We start from the raw sequence: 1,409 nt of genomic DNA, 5'->3' as shown, positions 1-1,409 counted from the left end.
GCTGAATCGCAGCAATCTTTACGTAAACTTTACATGTTATTGAAGATTTTGATAAATACCCAAATTTGATTTTGGGTAAAACCGAAATATAAATTACGTGATGATCTTAAAAGAAGTTTGCTTCTCGAACCTTCTGGACTTCATCAGGTAGTGGAATGACAGTATCTAATTTATTAAATGGCTTTACTTGGAAAGAAAAGTTTTTTCTAGAAGTAACTATTTCCAATGTGTTTTCACCAATATTCAAATCGTTGATATCGTTAGCATGAAAGAATAAATGTCCCCTTAAGGAAGTGTATGGAGGGATATCGATTATTGGTTGTAACCATTTATCGCTTATTTGAAATTCAAGCTTTCTTTCTTCACCACCATAAAAAGTTATATTATTATGTACTTCTTTTGCAGATTTTGTAGTAACAGGATATTCGGTGCCAGGTTTACTGTAGGAATTGAATTTAAATCTATTATTTAATTTAAATTCGATTATAGAGATTGGTAAAGCACTTTTGTTAGTAATAATAACATCCATGATGACTCTAAAATCACTCTGCCAATATACATCAGGTGTTTCAAGGTCAATTCTGTCGGGCTTTATGACGTGGGCTGAAACACCATATGGTTGAATGAATACGATTTTGGCGCGGTTTCTCCAGAAATTTGCAAATGTAATAAAAAAAGTCGCTAAAGAAATTAGAAATGCTGCGATTGGAATTATGTTAGATTTTAAAAATTCGATTATAACTACCTCCTTTTATTATTATTATACGATATGCGTATTGATGAGACAATTAACTTACTAAATATCCTTATTGATGAGACAGGGGAATTGTTAGTGGGGAATTGTTAGTGGGAAATAGATATAAGTATCTTTAATAAAATGGTTTGACTAAGGAGAGGGTAAGTAATGAGGTGAAAAAATGGATAACAAAAAATGTATAAGATTAAAAGAATTATTAAGGTCTTTATCTGACGAACAATTAAAATATTTAGCATATAAATACCGCTCAAAAAGGTATAAGAAAAAGAAATTTGAAAAAACAAGTGGATGGATAGACTCTATATATACTGTAATGTCAAGGGCGCATAATGATTCTGAAGAGGTTATTTATTCCAAAATAAAAATGGTGCAAAACAAGATTGTACCTAAGGACGATTTTAAATCCATAGATAAGTTAATCAAAGAGATTGAAACAGCTTCGGCTAGAGAACGTACTTTGACATTCCATGAAAATGCAAACGCTAAGTTTGTATATCTAATAATGGAAAAATTATATGGTGCTATTAAAATTGGCTCTACTAAAAAACTGGATCAAAGACTTATGCAGTTTGGGGTTAAGCTACCATTCGATATAAAAATTGTTCATATTATATACAGTGAAAATGGTGATATCACAGAAAAGTTACTGCAC

General features: G+C 30.8%; 2 protein-coding genes. One reads left to right on the top strand and one right to left on the bottom strand.

The genetic code is table 11. The features are described from left to right. Positions 1 to 106: 106 nt before the first annotated feature. Positions 107 to 529, bottom strand: a complete 423-nt coding sequence (locus AC1DJR_RS29705) for a hypothetical protein (protein ID WP_477004227.1) — start codon at positions 527 to 529, stop codon at positions 107 to 109. Between the two features lie 388 nt (positions 530 to 917). Here AC1DJR_RS29705 and AC1DJR_RS29700 point away from each other — a divergent pair. Then, the coding region (locus tag AC1DJR_RS29700; protein ID WP_477004226.1) for a GIY-YIG nuclease family protein at positions 918 to 1,409 on the top strand (492 nt) is incomplete at its 3' end.

Source organism: Bacillus sp. 05T31, from assembly GCF_056396725.1.
Note: the sequence above shows the minus strand (reverse complement) of the source record. Positions and strands in the feature narration are given on the sequence as shown.